Genomic DNA, 21,385 nt, shown 5'->3' on the forward strand with positions numbered 1-21,385 from the left:
GGGAGAACACGTACGCGACAGGAGTCGAGCCCAAGGGGATGGCGCATCACATCATGAGCAGCGGTCGCATGGAACTCGCGCTGCGCGCGCCCGAGGGCGATCGGCGGGACAACCCGTTCGCGCCGCCCCCTGAGGGCGCTCCGGACCGTCCGTGGCAGCCGCGGCGGCCGTCCGGTGACGCGGGCGAGGGGTCGGGAGCGGGTGGCGGGCACGCGTCCGGTTCCGGCGGCGGGTCCGGATCGGGTTCCGGCAGCGGGTCCGGATCGGGCTCCGGCGGCGACGGCTCAGGCTCAGGTGACGACTCGGGTTCGGGCGACTCCGGGCAGCAGGGTCAGCCCCCTCCCCCGCACGGCGCGCCCCAGGCGTGGGGCCATCAGTGGAGCAGCCGCCAGCCGCAGTCCGGACGCCCCGACCCGTTCGCCCGCCGGCCCGACAGCCAGCAGGGGCCGAACGGACCGCAGGGCCAGGGCCCGCGCTTCGACCCGACCGACCCGGCGCAGCGCCGCTCGCGCTACTCGCTGGTGTGCGGCGGCTGGGGCCTGATCTTCTCGCTGCTCGGCTGGACCCCGGTGGGCCTGCTGCTCGGCGCGCTCGCCCTCTACTGGGGCATCAGCGCGATGCGGATGTCCCCGGAGGACCGCGCCAACGCCCGCGCCCAGGCCGCCTCCGCGCTCGCCGACGCCACCCAGACCCCCCGCCCGGCGCCGCCCGCGCCCGGCCCGGACGCCCAGCGCTCCTTCCTCACCGCGGCCTGGACCGGCATCGTCACCAGCGCGCTCACCCTCGCCATCGTCGGCGCCACCTACGGCTTCCAGATCGCCTACCGCGACTACTACGACTGCAAGGCCGACGCGCTGACCGCCCCGGCCTCGCACGCCTGCCAGAAGCTCCTCCCCTCGCCGCTGCGCGGCCTGCCGGCCCTGAAGGACTAGGCGAGGGCGCCCCAAAGGCACGTCCACGGCCCGGCGGGGGCGGTCCCCCACCGGGCCGTCCCGCGTGCCGCCCCCGCCGGGCCGTGGACCTCGTTCGGCCCAAGCGGCGCGCACGGTCGTCCCTCAGCAGGGCGAACGCGATCCGCTGCGCCGGCGGCTCGGCAGGGTCGCCTGCACGCAGCCCGCGTCGGAGTGCCCCGTGCCGGCCGCGGCCGCGGATCTGCCCGCGTCCGGCGACCGGTGCACGGAGCCGGCGGCCGGGCTGCCCGCGGTGACGGCGAGGATGACCCGGATGCCCTCGGCGAAGTGCCGCTGCGGGACCGGGATCTCGTAGCCGTCGTCCCGCACGTAGCCGACCGCGCCGGGCGCGTAGTCCATGACGGCGTCCACGAGTTCGGTACGCGGCCGGCCGGCGCGCCCGGCGCGGCCCGCGAGCAGCCCGAGGATGCGCAGCACGGTCGGCGTGCTCGCGTCCGCGTCGTACACCTGCTGCGCCTCCTGGTAGGAGACGGTCACCCCGCGCCGCGCGGGGAGCGCTGCGCCGCTGCGCGAGGGCGGGGTGTCGAGGCGGGTCCGGCCGCGCCACAGGGACGCCAGGTCGGTCTCCCCCAGCGAACGGTGGTGCAGGTAGAGGCAGTAGGACGCGGTGCCGTTCCCGGCCCCGGCGGCGTACTGCCACCAGAAGCGCGCGCCGTCCTCGTCCGCGGCGAGCTGCAGGATGCAGGCCAGGACGTTCGCGCCCTGCGGGGCCGGAAGATGCTCGGCCTCGAAGTCCTCCAGCGCGGTGGCGGTGTGCGCGACGACCGCCTCGCACAGCGTCCGCAGGTCGTGCCCCGCGGCGTCGCTGTCGTGCCAGCCCTCGGGGATCGGCGCCGGCCAGCCCTGGCCGTGCGCGGCGGAGGCCGTCGCTCCCGCGGCCCGGCCGGCGGCGGGCGCCTCACGCGGGACCGCGGGGTCGTCCAGGAGCAGGGCGCGGGACAGCAGGACGTCGACGGGAGCCGGCGGGGTCTTCGGAGTCGGCGGAGTCACTGGGTTCCTCCCGGGTGGTGCTGGTCGAGAATGTGGGCCAGGCGCCGCCTGGCGTAGCGGTCGGCGTGGAGCACCGACGCGAGCGGCACGCCCAGGACCTCGGCGACGACGTCGTCGGGCAGGCCGCGCAGGTGCTTGAGGACCGCGACATCGAGCTGCTGGTCGGGCAGGGCGCCCACCGCGTGGAAGAGCCGCATGGACTCCTCGATCTGCGCGAGCTGCCCCCCGGGCGGGGTGCGGCTGAGCACTTCGGTGCCGAACCCGGCGGCCCGCAGGTCGGGGCGGCCGTCGCCGGTGCACGGGGTGCGCGCCATCACGGACTGCCGCAGCACCCGCCAGCCGTACCGCCGGATGTCGGGGCTGGCGAGGGCTTCGTCCCAGCGCAGCCAGAGGATGTCGAAGGTCTCGGTGACGACCTGCTCGGCCTGCTCGGCATCGGCCAGGAAGACCCGCGCGTAGAGCGTGTAGCGGCGGCCGTTGAGCTGGGTGAAGCCCCGGTGGTCCACCGGCGGCAGGTCGGGGCGCGGGTCGGCGGCGGCCTTCCTGGCGACGGCCTTCTGCGCGTCGATCCAGTCCCGCTTCTTGTTCGCCTCGACCGCGGCCGTCGCCCACAGCCGCAGCACGGGGGGCGTGGGTATGCCGAGCACCACGAGCACGCTGCAGGTGATCTCCCAGCGCGGGTAGAGCCCTGTCCCGCGCAGGAGTTCGGAGATCTTCGACTTCGCGTAGTTGGTGCGCTCGCTCAGGTCGCCCACCGTCATCCCGCTGGCGAGGAAGCAGTCGCGGACCGGCTCCAGCCAGGCCCGGTGCGCGACCCCCACCTCCGGTGCGACGGGGCCGAGTTTGCGGCCCGGCCTACTGGGGGGCTCCCCCTCCGGCTGCTCGGAGAGCACCGAACGCGGGGTCACCTGGTGCGCTCCTCGTCCGGGGCCGCCACCGGCGCGGGCGCCGGGGTGGGCGCGGGCGCGGGAACCGGGGCGGGCGGCGGAACCTGCGCCGCGGGCCGCTTCGTACCGCCGTCGGTCAGCGCCTTGACGACCTGCTGGGCGAGCAGGCCGACGGACGGGACCAGGGTCGCGATCGCGGCGACCTGGCCGAGTGCGGCCATCACCACGCTCCATGCGAGGACCGTCACCAGCCCGATGACGACCAGCACCTGATTTGTGAACATCTGACCTTCCCACGTGCCGTACGAATGTCCGGAAGGGGCTTCCGGGGGCGGTGCCGACGCGCCGTCAGGAAGCCGGGGAGCCAGCATGATGGGAAGGCGGGCGGATACGCCACGTGATCATGGGATCACGGAACATTGGGTGCGCGGGCGCGGGGGCGCACGGTACCGCCGATGCCCCGACGGCGCGGGCGGAACGGCCGGTTGACGCCCCGTGAGGGGTGAAGTCCCCTGCTTTCGTTGCGCGTTGGGGCGAGGTCGGCGCCAATGGGAGGACAGGCGCCGTCGGCGCCGACCTTCCTGTCCGGAAGGCCGCGCGGTCCCTCCGTGCCGATACGAGGGGGGACGCGCTGCGTTCCCGCCCGGCCGCACCAGGTGCGGGCCGGGCGGGAGCGGTGAACGGGAGCAGCGCGCGGGGTCGGCTCGGCCGGTGGGCTACGCGGGCTCCTCCGGCGGCTCGGGCGCCGGGGCCGTTTCCTTCGCGGGTGTCCCGTCCGCAGGCGCCACGTCCTTCGGCGCGATGTCCGAGGGCGCGGGCGGTTCGGGGAGCGCCTCGACGGGGGGTTCAGTGGGCAGTTCCGCCGGGGGTTCCGCGGGCGGGCCGGCCGGAGGCTCCGCCGCCGGCTCGGGCGGGGGACCGGCCGGCGGTTCCGACGGGGGCTCCTCGGGGCGGGGCGGGATCGGGGTCGGGGGCGCCGCTGGGGACACCGGCGGGGTCGGGGGCGCGGACGGCGGCAGGTCCGGCAGCGGCGGCGGGAAGAGCGGCAGCGGGGCCGGGCTGGGCCAGGGCAGCGGATCGGAGTGCGCCGGGCCTGGCCCGTGCAGGGGGAACCCGGCCGACGGCGCGGCAGCGCCCGCTCCCCCGTACCCGGGCGGGCCCGCGGGCGCCGCCGGCACCGTACCGCCGGGTTCGTCCGGGCCGGCCGGGCGCACCGCCGACCTCCGCAGCCGCGGCCAGGGCACGTCCGGCATCCGCGGCCGGGGAACCCGCATCCCTCCGACCAACGCCCGCCACGGGTGCGGCGGATGGGCCACGTGGTAGCGCATGACCAGCGCCGCCGGCACCGCGATCACCAGGGTCCACCCGGTCGCCGCCGCCCCCGCCAGCCACCAGCGCGGCCCGAAGTCGGCGAGGCGGTGCAGGCCGATCGGCCCGCCCGACCAGGCGGCGAGCACGGCGACACCGATGCCCAGGAACAGCGTGGCGCCCGCCGTGACGCGGACCGTGCTCCACACCGGCCAGGCGTCGTTCCCGACACACCAGGCCAGCCCGAGCGCGGCGAGCACGGGCAGCGCGAGCGTGGTCCAGCCGACCCAGCACGTCCCGCTGTGCGGCAGCGCGGCCAGCAGCGGGAACCCGGGCAGCAGCAGGTAGCCCGAGGCGCCGGCCGGGGCCACCGCACTGCCCGCGCCGACCGAGAAGCCGACGCCCAGCGCGTACGCCGACGCCCACACGACGAGGTTCGGCACCAGTCCGACGGCCAGCAGCAGCACCGAGACCCGCCCCACCAGCGGCCCGCTGAGCTGCTGGAACGACCGCCCGACCGCGCCGCCGTGCCACGCCAGCGCGATCGCCCCGATCAGTGCCCCGCCGGCCAGCAGCAGCCCGCAGGCCAGGGCGGCGGCCCGCAGCGCCGCGCCGGCCTCCTCGGCGTACGCGCGGTGCAGCCGGTGCACCCGCGCGCTCCGGACGCGGCCGAGCGGCAGCCGCTCCGCGCCCGGCCGCCCGCAGCCGGCCCACGCGCCGCACCCGGCCGCGGCGGCCGCGAACACCGGCACGTACAGGGCGCTCAGGGGGTCGACGTGGACCGTGCCGCCGGTCGCGTAGACCACGGCGATCACGGCGAGGGTGAGGTAGCCCGCGAGCACCCAGCCGGCCACCGTGAGCGCGACGTGCAGCCGGGCCTGACCGGAGAGGCGGCCGTCGGGATCGCCGCCGCCCCCGGCACGGTCCGGCCCGCCGGCGAACTCCCGTCCTCCGGCGCCGGGAGACCCGCCGGAGCCGTCGGGTGCGTCGGCGTCCTTGCCGTCGACCGCGGCGGCCACCGCCGCGGCCGTGCCGCGGAAGACCAGCCACGCGGGCAGCGCGCTGAGCAGCAGCGGCGCCACGTCGACGGGAGCAGGGTCACCGGAGAGGGTCTCGGTGCGCACCAGGTCCGCGCCCTGCGCGAGCAGCCAGAGCCCGGCCCCCACGTGCAGAGCGCCGCCGAGCCCGCTGTCGGGGTAGGGCGAGCCGATCCACAGCAGCAGCACGGCGGCGGCGATCCCGCCGAGCCCGAGCCCGGCGGCGACCGCGCCCGTGGCCAGCCCGGACACGCGGAGGGCGGCCCAGCGCGGCGGCGGGGCGGATACGGAAGCGGTCAGCGGCTCGCTCATCTGCGTCACGGCGACCCATGGTGTCATTTGGACCCGTTTCGCCCCGGGAGAAGGCAGAAAGTCGACGTGTCGGTCACTATGGCCGTTATGTGTCTTTTTATCGGACCGTCACGTCAGCGGATGGACGCCACCGGAATGGCGCAGGCCCGGCAGGAGGCGGACCGATGAGTTCACGGCGCAGGTCCCGCAAGCGCTCCACGGCCGGAGGGACGGCGCGGACCCCGCGGCCGCCCCGCGCCCCCCGCACTCCGGGCGCCTCGGGCAGCCCGGCCGCACCCACCGCCCTCGCCGACCCCGCGGGCGCCCGTCCCGCCGCACCCTCGGCCGCAGGCCACGCCCCCGCTACGGCCGGGCACCCCAGGACCACCGCCGCCCCGGGTGCGGCCACGCTCGTGGCCGCCACCGCTCCGACCTCCATCGGCGCCCCCACCAGGACGGCCACGGAGGCACCCGCGCCCGCAGCCCCGGACGCGACCACGGCACCTTCACCGGCACCGGCACCGGCACCCGCTGACGCGACCGCGGCACCCGCACCCGCACCCGCACGAACGCCCCCGCCCGCCCTGGCCCTTGGGCTGCCCGACGACGCCACCCCCGAGAACGCTTTCGACGCCCTCTACACGCACGCGGCCGGCCCGCTGCTGCACCAGGTGGAGCTGCTGACCGGTGACACGGTGCGCGCCCGGCAGTCCGTGGCACACGCCTTCGATCTGGCCTGGCAGCGCTGGGAGGAGGTGGCGCAGGACAGCGACCCGGTGGGGTGGGTGCGCGCGACGGCGTACGAGCACGCGCTCGCGCCCTGGCAGCGGTGGGTGCCGTCGTGGGCGGGCGGGCACCGGCCGCGGCCGCGGATCCCCGCGGACCCGCTGGCGGCGGCCCTGCTCACGCTGCCCCCGGTCCGCCGCAAGGCGGTCCTGCTCCATGACGGCCTGGGGCTCGACCTGCCCGCGACGGCCGCGGAGGCGGAGGCAGGCGAGGAGGCGGCCGCGGCGCGGATCGCCGGCGCCCGCGAGGCGCTGACCGAGGCGGTGCCCGACCTCTCGGCCGAGGCGCTGCCGGTGCGGCTGGGCGCCCTGCTCGACGGCGGCGCAGGTACCGAGCCGGAGCCGCCGGACCGCCCGGAGGGCGTGCGGGACGCGAGCCGGCGGGGTGCCCGGCGCCGTACCTTCGGGGCGTACGCGCTCACCGCGGCGATTGCGGTGGCCACCACCGCGGCGGTGATCCTCACCCCGGCCCACCAGTCGTCCCGCCGGCCGGTCCGGCCCGGACCGGCAGCGACGGTGCACGCACCCGCCCGTACCGGCGGTCAGGGCTCCCCCTGACATGCGGCGGCGCGGGCCCGCTCCCCTCCGGGAGACGGACCCGCGCCGCCGTGGATCACCGGGCCCGGCCTGGGCCGGACCCGGGGTGGTCCGGCCGGGGCCGGACCTGTGGTCAGCCCGCGAGGATGGACCGGGCCAGGCGTGCGGTCTCCGACGGCGTCTTGCCGACCTTGACGCCCGCGGCCTCCAGGGCCTCCTTCTTGGCCTGCGCGGTGCCGGAGGAGCCGGAGACGATGGCGCCCGCGTGGCCCATGGTCCTGCCCTCGGGCGCGGTGAAGCCGGCGACGTAGCCGACGACCGGCTTGGTCACGTTCTTCTCGATGAAGGCCGCGGCCCGCTCCTCGGCGTCGCCGCCGATCTCGCCGATCATCACGATCAGGTCGGTGTCGGGGTCGGCCTCGAACGCGGCGAGCGCGTCGATGTGGGTGGTGCCGATGATCGGGTCGCCGCCGATGCCGACCGCGGACGAGAAGCCGATGTCGCGCAGCTCGTACATCATCTGGTAGGTCAGCGTGCCCGACTTGGAGACCAGGCCGATCCGGCCCGGCTTGGTGATGTCGCCGGGGATGATGCCCGCGTTCGACTGGCCGGGGGTGATCAGGCCGGGGCAGTTCGGGCCGATGATCCGGGTCTTGTTGCCCTTGGCCTGGGCGAGCGCCCAGAACACGGCGGAGTCGTGGACGGCGACGCCCTCGGTGATCACGACCGCGAGCGGGATCTCGGCCTCGATCGCCTCGACCACCGCGCTCTTGGTGAACTTCTCCGGGACGAAGATGACGGTCACGTCCGCGCCGGTGGCCTCCATGGCCTCCTTGACGGAGCCGAAGACCGGGACCTCACCCTGCTCGAAGGTGACGCTGGTGCCGGCCTTGCGGGGGTTGACGCCGCCGACGATGTTGGTGCCGTCCGCCAGCATCAGGGTGGTGTGCTTCATGCCGGTGGCACCGGTCATGCCCTGGACGATGACCTTGCTGTCCTTGGTGAGGAAGATAGCCATGGTGTCTTGAGTCCCTCTTCCTTACTTCGCAGCCAGCTCGGCGGCCTTGTCGGCCGCGCCGTCCATGGTGTCGACGCGCTGCACCAGCGGGTGGGCGGCGTCCGAGAGGATCTTGCGACCCAGCTCCGCGTTGTTGCCGTCCAGGCGGACGACCAGCGGCTTGTTGACGTCCTCGCCCTTGGAGGCGAGCAGGGCCAGCGCCTGCACGATGCCGTTGGCGACCTCGTCGCAGGCGGTGATGCCGCCGAAGACGTTGACGAACACGGACTTCACGTCCGGGTCGCCGAGGATGATCTCCAGGCCGTTGGCCATCACCTCGGCGGAGGCGCCGCCACCGATGTCGAGGAAGTTGGCGGGCTTGACGCCGCCGTGCGCCTCACCGGCGTAGGCGACGACATCGAGGGTCGACATGACCAGGCCCGCGCCGTTGCCGATGATGCCGACCTGGCCGTCGAGCTTGACGTAGTTGAGGCCCTTGGCCTTGGCGGCGGCCTCCAGCGGGTTGGCGGCGGCCTTGTCCTCCAGCGCCTCGTGCTCCGGCTGCCGGAAGGCGGCGTTCTCGTCCAGCGAGACCTTGCCGTCGAGCGCGATGATCTGCCCGTCACCGGTCTTGACCAGCGGGTTGACCTCGACCAGCAGGGCGTCTTCCTTGACGAAGACGGTCCACAGCTTCTGGAGCACGTCCGCGACCTGGTCGGCGATCTCCGCCGGGAACTTCGCGGCCGCGACGATCTCGGCGGCCTTCTCCGGGGTCACGCCCTCCAGCGCGTCCACCGGGACCTTGGCCAGCGCGTCGGGGTTCTCCTCGGCGACGACCTCGATCTCGACGCCGCCCTGGACGGACGCCATCGCGAGGAAGGTGCGGTTGGTGCGGTCCAGCAGGAAGGAGACGTAGTACTCCTCCTTGATGTCCGCGGTCTGGGCGAGCATGACCTTGTGGACCGTGTGGCCCTTGATGTCCATCCCGAGGATCGCGTCGGCCTTCGCCACGGCGTCGGCGGGGTCGGCGGCCAGCTTCACGCCGCCCGCCTTGCCGCGGCCGCCCACCTTGACTTGCGCCTTGACGACCGCACGGCCGCCCAGTCGCTCCGCCACCGCGCGCGCCGCCTCAGGCGTGTCGATGACTTCACCGGCCAGCACCGGTACACCGTGCTTGGCGAAGAGGTCCCTCGCCTGGTACTCGAACAGGTCCACGCGCGTCCGTCTCCCTTTTGGTTTCCTGGATTCCTCGGGCTTGCCCGGAATTCAGCGTCTCGCAGGCGGCTGCCGCCGGAAGTGCAGCGCCGCCTGATCGGCTGGGCGTGCCGCTACGGGCAGGGCGACTGTGCGCAGTCACAAGGGAAGCGCACACGGTGACCGAGTACGCGGCATGTCCGTCTTGCAGGTTATCGCCGCGGGCCGTGGCGTCCTAAATCGCACCTCACATGCGGGCGGTGAGAACGGTCACAACCTTCCCCGGGATCGGCCCGCCCGCCGCGGGCCCCGGGACGCCCCACCGGGAGTCGCCCCGGGTCAGGGCTCCGGGACGGGAAGCGGCCGCTTCTCGATCGCGGCGGCCATGATCTCCGGGAACAGGTCGGGAGTGCACGCGAAGGCGGGCGCGCCCAACGCGGCGAGCGCGGCGGCGTGCTCCCGGTCGTACGCCGGCGCACCCTCGTCGGACAGCGCCAGCAGTGCCACGAACTGCACACCGGACGCCTTCATCGCCGCGACCCGCTTGAGCATCTCGTCGCGGATACCGCCTTCGTACAGGTCGCTGATCAGCACCACGACGGTCTCGGCCGGCCGCGTGATCAGCGACTGGCAGTACGCCAGCGCCCGGTTGATGTCGGTGCCGCCGCCGAGCTGGGTGCCGAAGAGGACGTCGACCGGGTCGTCGAGCGCGTCGGTCAGGTCGACCACCGCGGTGTCGAAGACCACGAGCTTGGTGTCGATCGAGCGCATCGAGGCGAGCACCGCCCCGAAGACGGAGGCGAAGACGACGGACGCGGCCATCGACCCGGACTGGTCGATGCACAGCACGACGTCCTTCTTCACCGCCTGGTCCGCGCGGCCGTACCCGACCAGCCGCTCGGGGACGATGGTGCCGTGCTCGGGAAGGTAGTGCCGGAGGTTGGCCCGGATGGTGCGGTCCCAGTCGATGTCGCGATGGCGCGGCCGGAAGGTCTTCGCCGAACGGTCCAGCGCCCCGGTCAGCGTCGCCCGGGTCCGGGTGGCGAGCCGCTTCTCCAGGTCGTCCACCACCTTGCGCACCACGGCCCGCGCGGTGTCCTTGGTGGTCTCCGGCATCGCCCGGTTCAGCGAGAGCAGGGTGCCCACCAGGTGCACGTCCGCCTCGACCGCCTCCAGCATCTCCGGTTCCAGCAACAGGGCCGACAGGCCCAGCCGGTCGATCGCGTCGCGCTGCATCACCGAGACGACGGAACTCGGGAAGTAGGTGCGGATGTCGCCCAGCCAGCGGGCCACCCGCGGCGCGGAACCGCCCAGCCCCGCCGACCGCTCCGCCCCTTTCTCGCCCCGCCCGCTCCCGCCGCCGCTGCCGTAGAGCGCGCCGAGCGTACGGTCCATCGCCTCGTCCCGCCCGGTCAGCTCGCAGCCGGTGCCGTCGGCCGCGCCGCCGAGGACGAGCCGCCAGCGCCTCATCCGCTCGTCGGCGTCCGCTTCCCGCCGGGTGCCGCTGGTGTTCATCGGTGTGCTCCCCCTTGGTCGTCCCGCTCCGCCGGGTCGCCGTGGTCCTCCCACTCGCCCGGTCCTGTGGTGCTGCCGCGCCCGAGCAGCAGCCGGACGGTCCTGGCCGCGGTGTTCGCCCGGACCCGATCCAGGTCCGGCCCGAAACCGGGCAGTCCCGTCTCACCGGTGGCGGCCGATGCCCGCGGACGGCGCACCGCGGCAGGCCCGCGCCGCACCAACTCGCCGACCGAGCGGCGCACTCCGGGCTCGAACTCCGCGAACGTCCGCCGCAGCAGCGGGAGTACGTCGGTGAACGCCTCCCGCGGCACCCCCGCCAGCCATCCGTCCACCAGCCCGAGCAGCCGCTCGTCGTGCAGCAGGAGCATCCCGCCGCCCGCGAGGAAGCCCTCGATCCAGCCGGCCGCCTCCGCGGGGCCGGTACCCGGCGAGAGCGCGAGCCCCATCAGCCGGGCGGCTTCCGCGGCGTCCAACCGGCCCTCGTCCAACAGCAGTCGGGCCGCGGCGCCCCGCAGCAGTCCCGGCACCGCGCCGTCCCGCTCGGCGAGTGCCCGCAGCATCCCGGCCCACCGGTCCCGGAGACCGCCCGATGCGGGCGCGCCGCCGGATGCGGGCTCCCTGCCGGACGCGGGTTCGCCGCCGGACGCGGGCCGCTCGGCCCCGGTCGTCGGTCCGGCCTCCGACGGGGACTCGGGGAGCAGGGCGATCGCGCGGTGCACCTCGTCCATACGGGCGCGGAGCGCGGCGGCGCCGTCCTGGTCGAGATTGACGCAGGCCGGGGGGAAGCCGATCCGGATCCGCTCGGCGAGACCCGCCGCGACCCGGGTGAGCGCGGTGGAGTCGGTGCCGCGGACGTCGCCGTACCGGACCGCGCGGACCAGGGCGGGCAGTGCGGCGGCGAGGTGGCCGACGTCGGCGTCCAGCGCGGCACGGTCGGCGAGTACCCGCATCACCGTCGGCAGCGCGTCGGACAACCCGGCCAGCAGGCACACTTCGGCGAGCGAGGTGACCTCGGCGAGGGTGGCCGCGGCGACCGCCGCCTCCTGGGCGCGGGTGCCGGCCGCCGCCCGCACGGTGGTGCCCCAGATCCCCGCCTCGGCGACACGGATCGCCGACTCCGGCTCCCAGCGCAGTCTCCAGCTCTCCCGGAAGGTGCCCTTGCCGCCGCGTCCGGCGGTCGGCTCGCCCCAGCCGATGCCCAGCAGCCGCAGCCGGTGCAGGAGTTGGCTGCGGCCGGCGTCGATCTCCTTGCGCAGGTCGAGCTCCAGCTCGCGCTCCAGCGCCTCGGGCTTCAGCCGCAGCCGACGCTGCTCCCGGGCGAGGTCGCGGGCGAGCGGTACGGCGGGGGCGTCCGGCGGGACCTCGCCGAGCACGTCCCCCACCACCAGGCGGTCCTGGATCAGCGCGAGCGGCACGTCGGAGCCGTCGCACATCACCGCCCGCACCGCGTCGACGGTCTCGCCGAGACCGGCCAGCGGGCGGCCGCGCATCGTGGCGAGCGTGTCGGCCAGCCGCACCGACTCGATGACGTGGGCCGAGGAGACCGGCAGGTCCTCGTCGCGCAGCAGCCCGGCGACCTTCGTCATCCACCGGGTGACCGGGCGGTCCGGCGCGGTGAACAGGTGCTGGTACCAGCCGGGCGAGTCGATCCCCGCGCCGTACCCGCCGGCGCGGGCGAGCCTGCGGTGGGTCCACGGCACCCAGGTCGTCTCGACCTTCGCCTTCGGCAGTCCCTTGAGCAACTGCCGGTCGGCCGCGGCCGGTACGGCGTCGGCGAGCGCCGGGACGTGCCACGCCCCGCACACGACGGCGGTGCGGGCGTACCCGCGTCGCGCCTCGCGCAGCCGCAACCGCATGTGCGCCTCCCGCAGCGGGTCGCGGTCGTCACCCCCGTCGCCGTAGGTCGCCCGGATCGCGGCCATCGCCTCCGCGACCGCGGCGAACGGCAGCAGCGGATCGGTCTCCTCGGCGCCGCCCCGGTGCTCGACCGCGTCCTCCCACCAGCGCTCCGGGTCGTCGTACCCCGCGGTCTCGGCGAGCACCGCCAGCGGGTCGACCCGGACGTCGGCGTCTCCGCCCGGGGGTGCCGGGTGGCGATCGGGTACGGGTACGGGTTCGCCGTCGGCACCCGGCAGCCCGTCCGCGCCGTCGCGATCGGCCGCGCGCAGCGCCAGGGTGTGGGCGGCCGGGAGGTCGATGAAGCGCACGGGCACGCCGGCCGCGGCCGCCCACCGCATCGCCACCCACTCCGGGGAGAACTCGGCGAACGGCCAGAACGCGGCGCGTGCCGGGTCGTCCACCACGTGGGCGAGCAGCGCGACCGGCGGCCGCATCGCGGGGTCCGCGGCCAGCGCGGTCAGCTCATCGGCCTCCGGCGGCCCCTCGATCAGCACGACCTCCGGGCGGTACGCGTTCAGCGCGGCACGCACCGCGCGCGCCGAGCCGGGCCCGTGGTGCCGCACTCCCAGCAGCACCACGTCGTCCGACCGGCCGGAGGAGGGCCGGCGCCGCACCGCTCCCACTGCTCCGCCGGGCGCGTGGCCCTTCTCCGGCGTGGCGGAGGACGGCGCGGCTCCCGCCTCCGCACCGGAGACGGTCAGGGCCGCGGACCGGACCGCGGACCCCGCCCCGCCACCGACCGCGTGCGGCTCGCGCGCGGAGACCGGACCGGGGGCCCGGCTCCCGGGCACCTCAGGCTCACCGTCCGCAGCGCCGATTGCCGCACGGGGCACGGCGTGTGAGAGCCGGACGCCGGCGAGCGCCGCGCCGCCGGAGGAGGCCGCCCTCATGCGGACACCTCACGGCAGGCCCGGTAGAAGTCCTTCCAGCCGTCGCGCTGGCGGACCACCGTCTCCAGGTACTCCTGCCAGACCAGCCGGTCCGCGGCCGGGTCGCGGACGACCGCGCCGAGGATGCCGGCCGCGGTGTCGCCCGCCCGCAGCACCCCGTCGCCGAAGTGCGCGGCGAGCGCGAGACCGCCGGTGACGACCGAGATCGCCTCGGCCGTGGAGAGCGTCCCCGAGGGCGACTTGACCTTGGTGCGGCCGTCCTCGGTGACGCCGGCGCGCAGCTCGCGGAAGACGGTGACCACCCGGCGGATCTCCTCGGCGCCGCGCGGCGCGACCGGCAGGTCCAGGCCGCGGCCGAGCTGGTCGACCCGCCGGGAGACGATGTCCACCTCTTCTTCCGCGGTGGCGGGCAGTGGCAGCACGACGGTGTTGAACCGGCGGCGCAGCGCGCTCGACAGTTCGTTCACCCCGCGGTCGCGGTCGTTGGCGGTCGCGATCAGGTTGAAGCCGCGCACGGCCTGGGTCTCGCTGCCCAACTCCGGTATCGGCAGCGTCTTCTCGGACAGGATGGTGATGAGGGTGTCCTGTACGTCCGCCGGGATGCGGGTCAGCTCCTCGACCCGGGCGATCCGGCCCTCGGCCATCGCCCGCATCACCGGGCTGTGCACGAGGGCGTCGGTGCTGGGGCCGTGGGTGAGCAACTGCGCGTAGTTCCACCCGTAGCGGATCGCCTCCTCCGGGGTCCCGGCGGTGCCCTGGACGAGGAGGGTGGAGTCGCCGCTGATCGCGGCGGCCAGGTGCTCGGAGAGCCAGGTCTTGGCGGTGCCCGGCACGCCGAGCAGCAGCAGCGCGCGGTCGGTGGCGAGGGTGGTGACCGCGACCTCCACGATGCGGCGCGGGCCGACGTACTTCGGGGTGATCACGGTGCCGTCCGGCAGGGTCCCGCCGAGGAGGTACGTGGCGACCGCCCACGGCGAGAGCTTCCATCGGGCCGGGCGGGTGCGGTCGTCGGCGGCGGCGAGCGCAACGAGTTCGTCCGCGAAGGAGTCTTCCGCGTGCGGGCGCAGCGCCTGCTCGGCGCTCGGCGCGGCGCCGGGCGCGGCCGGCCCAGAACCGGTCGGCCCAGAACCGGTCGGCCCGGAACCGGTCGGCTCGGAACCGGCGGTGGTGCTGCTGGGTGCGGACAAAAGCGACACGATTCTCCCCCACTCGCTTGCGCGGAGCCCTTCGACCCCGTGCTCGTTCGGTGTGCTTCCCACGATGCACCCGACCACTGACAATCCGTCACCCAGCGCTATTTCCGCAGCTCATGGCGATTGTCAGTGCCGGGACCTACGGTCTGGGACATGGAGACGGAAACGCGCTGGACGGTGGATCAGGTGCTCGCGCTGGCGCCCGACGCCGCATCACGCACGGCGGGCGCGAAGCTCGCCCAACCCGCGCCGTGGTCCGGCACGGGGGCGGCGGGGACCGCCGTGTGGGGGCTGTGCAAAGGCAGCGGCAGCAAGCCGTACCAGACGGCGGTGGACACCCGCGGGCCCGCGTACCGCTGCACCTGCCCGAGCCGGAAGTTCCCGTGCAAGCACGCGCTGGCGCTGCTGCTCCTGTGGGCCGGGGGCGCGGACGGGCCGATCGCCGCGGCGGGGGCCGCGGGCGCCAGCGCGGAGCCGGAGTGGGTGGAGCAGTGGACGGCCGCGCGGCGCAAGAAGGAGGAGTCCGGAGCGGGAGGCGCCGCCGGTGCCGACGCGCCGCGCGCCGCGGGCCCCGCGGACCCGGGGGCGGCCAGGAAGCGGGCCGACCGGCGTGCGGTGCGGGTCGAGGGCGGCGCCGCCGAGCTGGAGCAGCGGCTCGCCGACCTGCTGCGCGGCGGGCTGGCCGGGGCGGACACCGCCGGACACAAGGCGTTCGACGAGACGGCCGCCCGCATGGTGGACGCCCAGGCGCCCGGACTCGCCGCGCGGGTGCGGGAGTTGGGCGCGATACCCGCGACCGGCGGCGATTGGCCGTCCCGCATGCTGGAGGAGACGGCGCTGCTGCATCTGCTCGCGCGCGGGTTCCTCGGCCGCGAGGGGTTGCCGGAGCCGCTGGTGGACACCGTCCGGGCCAGGATCGGCTTCACCGTCGACAGCGCGGATCTACTGGCCGGTCCGACCGTGCACGGGCAGTGGCTGGTCCTCGCGCAGTACGACACGACCGACGACCTGACCACCCGCCGGATATGGCTCCATGACGCTGCGGCCGGACGGTTCGCCCTGGTGCTGTCCTTCGGCGCGGCCGGTCGCGCCCCCCAACTCGCGCTGCCGGTGGGCCTCGTGGTGGAGGCCGAGCTCGCCTACCACCCGTCGGCGGTGCCGCTGCGGGCAGCTCTCGGCGCGCACCGCGCCAGCGTGGAGGCCCCGGGCACCATCCCGCCGGGCACCGCCATCGGCCCGGCGCTCGATGCCTACGGTGCCGCTCTCGCCGACGATCCCTGGCTCGATGCCTGGCCCGTCCTGCTGACCGACGTCGTCCCCGTGCCGGGGCCCGACCGCTGGCAGCTCGCCGACGTCGCCGGCCCCGACGCGGTCCCCCTCACCGGCCCGGCCCCGTGGCGGCTGGCCGCGCTGTCCGGCGGCCATCCCCTCACCCTCTTCGCCGAACTCACCCCCACCGGAGCCCGGCCGCTCACCGCATGGTCCCCGTCCTCTCCCGCACCCGCGCCCACACCGGTCCTCGCCTGACCGCCGCCGGCGGGCGCCGGAGGGGGGCGTCCACCGGCGGCGGTCAGCCGTTTCCCGGAAGGCAGGAAGCACGAGACGCGCGGGCACCGGAGCACCCGGGCGTGGCGACAGGGACACACCAGCGACCCGAAGGACGAAGGGAAAGGGGCACACGATGGGTGGGACGTGGGACGACCTGGTGGGGAGCGCGCTGCTGGGGACGGAGCGGCGCCGCCCCACGGGAGTCGTGGGGGACGCGCAGGAGGCGGCCGTCGGGCTGCTCGACGCGGCGGCGGTCGGGGTGGTGCGACGGCGGGCGGGCCTGCGGCCGGGAGTCGCCGGGGAGCGACCGAAGCCGGTGGCGCCCGACCCGCGCCCGGAGGTGCCGGACGCCGCCCGCCGCCGGCTGGAGATGATGCTGACCGAGGGCGGCCGCGGCCGGCAGGGTTCGGCGCCGAGCCTGCTGGAGCTGCTGCCCCAGTGGCTGGCGGCGGCCCGCCGTCGGGGTTTCGCCCTGCCGCCCGCGCTGCTGCCCGCGCTGCTGGACACCGCCAGGGCGCGTACGGACCTGCGCGCGGACGCCTTGGCCGTCGCGGGACCGCGGGCGCTGTGGCTGGCGGAGCTGAATCCCGAGTGGAAGTTCGCGCTGCGGGCGGGCAGCGGCGCGGTAAGCACGGCCGCGGCCGCCGAGGACGCGGCGGCCCGCGAACGGCTCTGGGAGGAGGGCCTGTTCGCGGAACGCGTCGCCCTGCTGACCCGGTTGCGGCAGTCCGATCCGGCCGGTGCGCTGGCCCTGCTGCGCTCGACGTGGCGGGCCGAACGCGCCGAGGACCGGCTGATGTTCGTGGACGCGCTGCGTACCGGGCTGTCCCCGGCGGACGAGCCGTTCCTGGAGGAGTCGTTGGCGGACCGCAGCCGCAATGTCCGTTCGACGGCTGCCGAGTTGCTCTCCGCGCTGCCCTCGTCCGCGCTGGCCGCACGGATGGCGGCCCGGGCGCGCACCTGCGTGTCGCTCGGCGCCGACGGGATCACCGTCGAGGCACCGTACGAGTGCGACGCCGCCATGGAGCGGGACGGCGTGGCCCCGCAGCCGCCCAGCGGAAGAGGTGAACGCTCGTGGTGGATGGGCCAGTTGGTGGACGCGGCCCCGCTGTCGGTGTGGCCGGGGCGGTTCCGCGGGCGGACCCCTGAGCAGATCATCGCCCTCCCGGTGCTGGACGAATGGCAGCCCGACCTGCACGCGGCGTGGTGTCGGGCGGCGGTACGCCAGCGGGACCGCGGCTGGGCGCGCGCGCTGCTCGGCGCGCCGTCGGCCCGCGGCGGCCCGGTGGCGGCGATCGGCGATCCCGCGAAGCTGCTCGCGATCCTGCCCGCGGGCGAACGCGCCGACTGGGTCGCGGAGTTCGTCGCCGTGCACGGCCTGTCGGAGGCGTTCCAGATGCTGGGGGTGTGCGCGGTGCCCTGGAGCGGGCCGCTCGGCCGGGCGGTGGTGGACGCGCTGGACATCGCGCGGGACGGCGGGAGTTACCCGTGGAGCTTCAGCGGGGTGATGGGGCTGGCCGAGCGCTGCCTCGATCCGGCCGCCGCGGACCAGGTGGGCGTGCTGAGCGCTGCCGCCGAGGAGGCGCCGAACGGTTCGCCGGGGGCGAGTGCGTACTGGTCGGAGGCGTTCCAGCGGTTGACCGGCACGCTGCGGTTGCGCGCGTTGATGCTCACGGAGCTCGGTGAGACGGCGCCCTGACCCCCAGGTTGCCCTGACCCCCCGGGCTGCCCCGTCCTGCCACTACGGGACCTTGCGGTCCCGCTGTGGTTGCTCGCGCAGTTCTCCCCCAGCCTGGCGGCTGGGAGGTGCCCCCACGCGCCCCTCGTTTGTGCGGCTCTCTCCGCGAAAAAAGGGCCACCAACCAAGGCGCCCTGGAGGGTCAGGCGGCTTGACCCACGTTCTGCTTGACCCAGGCCACGACGTCCCCCGTGGGCGTGCCCGGGGTGAAGATCGCGGCGACGCCGAGTTCGGTGAGCGGGGGGATGTCCGCCTCGGGGATGATCCCGCCGCCGAAAACGGTGATGTCCTCCGCGTCACGCTCGCGCAGCAGCTCCACCACCTTGGCGAAGAGCGTCATGTGGGCGCCGGAGAGGATGGAGAGCCCGATCGCGTCGGCGTCCTCCTGGATCGCGGTGTCCACCACCTGTTCGGGGGTCTGGTGCAACCCGGTGTAGATGACCTCCATGCCGGCGTCACGGAGAGCACGCGCGATCACTTTTGCACCGCGGTCATGGCCGTCGAGCCCCGGCTTGGCGACCACCACGCGGATCGGTCCGGACACTCCCATTACTGCCTCCATGATCCCTGGCACAGGACTCACCTGGCGCCGTTGCGCAGAGTGAGCGAGCTACCGCGTAAACGAACGTTAGCGCCAGCTCGCCGCGCCCGACAGTTTTACGCGGGGCAGGGAGGGGGAAATCACACAGTGGGACACATGCACAAGGGTCGGGGCTGCCCACGGTGCCCGGTGCGGGACACACCGGAAGCCGCGGGGACGCCCGGCTCGTTCCTTCGAGAGCCGCAGTCAGGACGCCGCATCGCCGCGTATCGAGCCGCAGGGCGCGGGGATGCGGCATCCGCTCCGGCTCCCGCTGAGGGCACCCGGGGTCGATGACGACCCCGCGGCGCCGCGACGGGAGGTGGGCCATGACAGCCCAGTCCTCGGAAAGCGAGCCGGACCCCGAGCCGGGCCCGACACCGGGCCCGACACCGGGCGGGGCCCCCGGTGGGAGCCCCTGGAGCCGTATCCCCGGCCGCGCGCTGTGGAGCGGAGCCCTGTGGAACGGGCACACGGCGGAGCTGGCCAAGGCCACCGCCATCGACGTGGCCGTGCTCGCCGGGCACCTGCTGCTGTATCCGACCGGAATCCTGCCCGAGCGCATCGCCGCGCCGCCGCACCAGGCGGACGGCCAGGACCCGCAGGACCCCCAGGACTCGCAGCACAGGGCGCCCGGTGCCACCGGAAAGGCCCGTTCGGACCCCGCCCTCCTGCCCACCGAAGGCCGCTCCCACCCCCCGGTGCTGCTGCTGCACGGCTTCGTCGACAACCGCTCGGCCTTCGCCCTGCTGCGCCGTTCCCTGCTCCGCAACGGCTGGACCCGCGTCCAGGCGCTGAACTACTCCCCGCTGACCGGCGACATCCGCACCGCCGCGGCCATGCTGGGCCCGCACATCGAGCGGGTCTGCGCGGAGTCCGGGCACTCCCGGGTGGACATCGTCGGCCACAGCCTGGGCGGTCTCGTCGCCCGCTACTACGTCCAGTGCCTGGGGGGTGACGCCCGGGTCCGCACCCTGGTCACCATGGGCACACCCCACTCCGGCACCCGCGCGGTGCCGGCCCTGGCCCCGCATCCGCTGGCCCGCCAGATGCGGCCCGGCTCGCCGGTCCTGGAGGAGCTGGCACGGCCGGCGCCCGGCTGCCGGACCCGGTTCGTGGCCTTCTGGAGCGACCTCGACGAGCTCATGATCCCCGCCGAGGCGGCGTGCCTCGAACACCCGGACCTTTCCACCTCCAACATCAAGGTGCGCGGTGTGGGCCATCTCGCGCTGCCCGTGCACGGCTCGGTGGCCGCGGAGATCAGGCGTGCCCTGTCCGGGCCGGGGCCGCTGCCGGGCGCGATCGACGCCGCATAACGGACACATAACGGTCGAATATCGACCGAACACCGGGCAAGGCGGACGCCAGCTCCGGACAGAAGATTGTCTGCGCCCCGTACGGAGGGCTACAGTCGCCGCTAATTCTCCTGCTGCCTAGGCGAAAGAGAAGCTGGCGGTGAACCAACGTCACCCGTCGGAGTACTCCTCCGACTACGACGCCCACGCGTACGACGCCTATTCCTCGGGCTCCTACCCGACCCTCGGCACCACCTACGCGGACGACACGACCGGCAGCCATGCCTACGGCCACATCCCGCAGCAGGCCGCGCCGTACGACCAGCAGTACGCCTACGGTTACGACCAGGGCACGGCGCAGCAGGGCTACGACCAGAGCGGGTACGACACCGGGAGCTACGCCACCGGTACGTACGCCACGGGCACGTACGAAACCGGCAGCTACGAGACCGGCGGGTACGCCACGGGCACGTACGACACGGGCGGTTACGCCGTCCACGACCCGTACGCGGCCACGGCGACCACGACCGGCACAGGCGCCACGTACTACGACACCGGGACGTACGACACCACGGCCTGGCAGACCCCGCAGCAGCCCGCCTTCCCGCAGCAGCAGGAGTGGGACTCCGGCGCCTACCCGACCTACGGGTACGGCTACGGGTACGACAGCAACGGCGACACCGGGCTGTACGAGCAGGTGTCCGTCCCCTTCGAGGCCACCGGGAGCACCGGGACCGCCGAGGCGTACGACACGCCGCCCGGCGGGTACCCCGGCGCCGAGTACGCGAGCGGGTACGGCGAGCCCGAGGCGGGCACGGCGACCGCGACCGGCACGACGCCGTTCGCCGCGCCGGTGGCGCCCGAGCCGGAGCCCGACGACACCGCCCTGCTCGGCGAGGAGTACACGTTCGGCACGCCGGCCGACGACGAACCGGTACGGCACGAGTTCGCCGTCGACGAGGTGCCCACCGCGCGCAGCCGCCGCCGGAAGCCGGCCAAGCGCTCGGCGCTGCTGACCGTCGGGGTGCCGTCGGTGGCCGTGATGGGCGTGGCCGCGGTCGGCGCGGCGGCCGTCGGCGGGGTCGGGATGGCCCAGGGCACCTCGAAGTCGACGACCGACGCGTCGGGGAAGGCCCCGACCACCCAACTCGACCGGCAGCTCAGCGGGGTGAGCCAGGACGCCGACGACTTCGCCACCCGCGCCAGCCGCTCCCAGGAGCGGGTGGACCTCAAGGACCGGCAGGCCGCGGCGAAGAAGGCGGCGGCGGAGGCCGCGGCCCGCAAGGAGGCGCTGCGGCCCAAGTTCGTGCTGCCGGTGAAGCAGAAGGGCCTGAGCGCGTACTTCGGGCAGTCCGGCGAGCACTGGATGGCCCTGCACACCGGGATCGACTTCCCGGTGCAGGTCGGCACCCCGGTGATGGCGGTGACCGACGGCACCGTGCGCACCCAGTGGAACAGCTCCTACGGCAACATGGCGATCGTCACCGCGCCCGACGGCACCGAGACCTGGTACTGCCACCTGAGCAGCACGAAGATCCGCTCCGGCACGGTGAAGGCCGGCACGGTCATCGCCTACTCGGGCAACACCGGCAACACCACGGGCCCGCACCTCCACCTCGAGGTGCGCCCGCACGGAGGGTCACCGATCGACCCGCTGCCCTGGCTGCTCTCCCACGGGCTGGACCCGCGCTAGGAGTACTGACCCGCAGGGTCGTTGACGCGGGTCAGTA

16 protein-coding genes are annotated in these 21,385 nt (G+C 75.0%); 6 read left to right on the plus strand and 10 right to left on the minus strand.

What is annotated here, in order from left to right; translation table 11 throughout:
• Nucleotides 1-53 precede the first annotated feature (53 nt).
• Nucleotides 54-932: a hypothetical protein gene (locus C4U44_RS17825; RefSeq protein ID WP_235032166.1), complete on the plus strand. Its 879-nt coding sequence runs from the start codon at nt 54-56 to the stop codon at nt 930-932.
• Nucleotides 933-1,055: 123 nt separating this feature from the next.
• Here the strand turns inward: C4U44_RS17825 and C4U44_RS17830 are convergent, their stop codons facing one another.
• From C4U44_RS17830 to C4U44_RS17845, 4 genes are all read right to left on the minus strand, one after another.
• Nucleotides 1,056-1,961, minus strand: a complete 906-nt coding sequence (locus tag C4U44_RS17830; RefSeq protein WP_103886827.1) for a hypothetical protein — start codon at nt 1,959-1,961, stop codon at nt 1,056-1,058.
• Nucleotides 1,958-2,869 carry a sigma-70 family RNA polymerase sigma factor gene (locus C4U44_RS17835; RefSeq protein WP_103886828.1) on the minus strand — a complete coding sequence of 304 codons (912 nt, stop codon included), beginning with the start codon at nt 2,867-2,869 and terminating at the stop codon, nt 1,958-1,960. Before C4U44_RS17835 ends, C4U44_RS17830 begins: the two co-directional genes overlap by 4 nt.
• Nucleotides 2,866-3,132 carry a hypothetical protein gene (locus tag C4U44_RS17840; RefSeq protein WP_103886829.1) on the minus strand — a complete coding sequence of 89 codons (267 nt, stop codon included), beginning with the start codon at nt 3,130-3,132 and terminating at the stop codon, nt 2,866-2,868. Before C4U44_RS17840 ends, C4U44_RS17835 begins: the two co-directional genes overlap by 4 nt.
• 432 nt (nt 3,133-3,564) lie before the next feature.
• Nucleotides 3,565-5,505: a cell division protein PerM gene (locus C4U44_RS17845; RefSeq protein ID WP_235032190.1), complete on the minus strand. Its 1,941-nt coding sequence runs from the start codon at nt 5,503-5,505 to the stop codon at nt 3,565-3,567.
• Nucleotides 5,506-5,669: 164 nt separating this feature from the next.
• On the opposite strand from C4U44_RS17845, the gene C4U44_RS41545 reads away from it, so the two are divergent.
• Complete coding sequence (locus C4U44_RS41545; protein WP_160145055.1) at nt 5,670-6,827, plus strand: SigE family RNA polymerase sigma factor; 1,158 nt, start codon at nt 5,670-5,672, stop codon at nt 6,825-6,827.
• A 112-nt stretch (nt 6,828-6,939) separates the two neighbouring features.
• Here C4U44_RS41545 and sucD read toward each other — a convergent pair whose 3' ends face one another.
• The 5 genes from sucD to C4U44_RS17885 all read right to left on the minus strand — a co-directional run bounded on the left by sucD (nt 6,940) and on the right by C4U44_RS17885 (nt 14,488).
• Nucleotides 6,940-7,824: a succinate--CoA ligase subunit alpha gene (gene sucD, locus C4U44_RS17865; protein ID WP_103886833.1), complete on the minus strand. Its 885-nt coding sequence runs from the start codon at nt 7,822-7,824 to the stop codon at nt 6,940-6,942.
• A 21-nt stretch (nt 7,825-7,845) separates the two neighbouring features.
• A complete protein-coding gene (gene sucC, locus C4U44_RS17870; RefSeq protein ID WP_103886834.1) occupies nt 7,846-9,018 on the minus strand; it encodes an ADP-forming succinate--CoA ligase subunit beta in 1,173 nt (390 codons plus the stop codon).
• 318 nt (nt 9,019-9,336) lie between these two features.
• Nucleotides 9,337-10,512 (minus strand): VWA domain-containing protein, encoded by a 1,176-nt coding sequence (locus tag C4U44_RS17875; protein ID WP_103886835.1) that lies wholly within the window; start codon nt 10,510-10,512, stop codon nt 9,337-9,339.
• A complete protein-coding gene (locus C4U44_RS17880; protein ID WP_407642866.1) occupies nt 10,509-13,034 on the minus strand; it encodes a DUF5682 family protein in 2,526 nt (841 codons plus the stop codon). The genes C4U44_RS17875 and C4U44_RS17880 overlap by 4 nt, the downstream gene beginning before the upstream one ends.
• A gap of 263 nt (nt 13,035-13,297) precedes the next feature.
• A complete protein-coding gene (locus C4U44_RS17885) occupies nt 13,298-14,488 on the minus strand; it encodes an ATP-binding protein (RefSeq protein WP_103886836.1) in 1,191 nt (396 codons plus the stop codon).
• A gap of 159 nt (nt 14,489-14,647) precedes the next feature.
• Between C4U44_RS17885 and C4U44_RS17890 the strand changes: the two genes are divergently transcribed.
• Together C4U44_RS17890 and C4U44_RS17895 are read left to right on the plus strand one after the other, a co-directional pair.
• Nucleotides 14,648-16,021, plus strand: a complete 1,374-nt coding sequence (locus C4U44_RS17890) for an SWIM zinc finger family protein (protein ID WP_103886837.1) — start codon at nt 14,648-14,650, stop codon at nt 16,019-16,021.
• Nucleotides 16,022-16,175: 154 nt separating this feature from the next.
• Complete coding sequence (locus tag C4U44_RS17895) at nt 16,176-17,741, plus strand: DUF5691 domain-containing protein (protein ID WP_103886838.1); 1,566 nt, start codon at nt 16,176-16,178, stop codon at nt 17,739-17,741.
• A 181-nt stretch (nt 17,742-17,922) separates the two neighbouring features.
• On the opposite strand, the gene C4U44_RS17900 is transcribed toward C4U44_RS17895, so the two are convergent.
• Entirely contained in the window at nt 17,923-18,330 is a 408-nt protein-coding gene (locus C4U44_RS17900) for a cobalamin B12-binding domain-containing protein (protein WP_103886839.1), read from the minus strand.
• Nucleotides 18,331-18,689: 359 nt separating this feature from the next.
• On the opposite strand from C4U44_RS17900, the gene C4U44_RS17905 reads away from it, so the two are divergent.
• On the plus strand, nt 18,690-19,676 hold the full coding sequence (locus C4U44_RS17905) for an alpha/beta fold hydrolase (protein ID WP_103886840.1): 987 nt from the start codon (nt 18,690-18,692) through the stop codon (nt 19,674-19,676).
• A 139-nt stretch (nt 19,677-19,815) separates the two neighbouring features.
• Nucleotides 19,816-21,348, plus strand: coding sequence for a M23 family metallopeptidase (locus tag C4U44_RS17910; RefSeq protein WP_235032167.1), 1,533 nt, complete (start codon nt 19,816-19,818; stop codon nt 21,346-21,348).
• Nucleotides 21,349-21,385: the final 37 nt, after the last annotated feature.

This window comes from Actinacidiphila yanglinensis, from assembly GCF_900107965.1.
GTDB lineage: Bacteria > Actinomycetota > Actinomycetes > Streptomycetales > Streptomycetaceae > Actinacidiphila > Actinacidiphila yanglinensis.